Consider the following 1,106-nt stretch of genomic DNA (forward strand, 5'->3'; position numbering starts at 1 on the left):
TGTGATGTCCGGGGAGGTTGTCCCGCCGTGCGGCGGTGAGTCGATGTGACAGGGGAAGGCCTCCGGTTGTGGAGTGGAGCTGTCTAGTTCACCGCTTCACCTACCGGAGGCCTTCGTGTCCCACGCTAACGCGACCCTGACCCCGAAAACCCGGCTGCGGCTGGCCCTGCTGATCGTCGAGCGGGGGTGGACCTATGCGGCGGCCGCGCACATGTTCATGGTCGCGCCCAAGACCGCCAGGAAGTGGGCCGACCGGTACCGCTCAGAAGGCGCCGCCGGCATGGCCGACCGCAGCTCCAGGCCGCACTCCAGCCCGAACAAGACGAGCCCCGAGGACGTGCGCCGCATCGTCGCGCTGCGATGGCGGCACAGGCTCGGCCCGGTCCAGATCGGCGGACGGCTGGGCATGGCCGCCTCGACCGTACACGCCGTGCTGGTGCGCTGCCGCGTCAACCGGCTCTCCCGCATCGACCGGGTCACGGGCGAGCCGCTGCGCCGCTACGAGCACGACGAGCCCGGCTCGCTGATCCACGTGGATGTCACCAAGTTCGGCAACATCCCCGACGGCGGCGGCTGGCGGTTCGTCGGCAAGCAGCAGGGCGAGCGGAACAAGGCCGAGACGGCCCAGCGCACCGGGCGCACGCGGACCGGCCACCCGAAGATCGGCACTGCGTTCGTACACACCGTCATCGACGACCACTCCCGCGTCGCATACGCCGAGATCCACACCGATGAGAAAGCCGCCACCGCCGTGGGCGTGCTGCGTCGCGCGGTCTCCTGGTTCGCCGATCACGGAGTGAGCGTGCAACGAGTGCTGTCCGACAACGGGCCGGCCTACCGATCATTCGCGTGGAGGGACGCGTGCGCCGAGCTGACGATCAAGCACAAGCGCACCCGCCCCTACCGGCCCCAGACGAACGGGAAGATCGAACGCTTCCACCGCACCCTCGGCGACGGGTGGGCCTACGCGAAGTTCTACGACTCGACCACGCAACGCGACGAGGCGCTACCGGCCTGGCTGCACTTCTACAATCACCACAGAGCCCACTCCGCCCTCGGAGGCAAGCCACCAGTCACCAGACTGACCAACCTCCCCGGACACCACA

Annotated in this window: 1 protein-coding gene; it reads left to right on the top strand. The window is 68.8% G+C overall.

What is annotated here, in order from left to right; genetic code table 11:
* Positions 1-115 precede the first annotated feature (115 nt).
* Positions 116-1,106 (top strand): IS481 family transposase (locus tag ABD708_RS19395; RefSeq protein WP_344757590.1); only part of this gene is annotated, 991 nt, incomplete at its 3' end.

Source organism: Gryllotalpicola koreensis (assembly GCF_039538185.1).
GTDB classification, from domain to species: domain Bacteria; phylum Actinomycetota; class Actinomycetes; order Actinomycetales; family Microbacteriaceae; genus Gryllotalpicola; species Gryllotalpicola koreensis.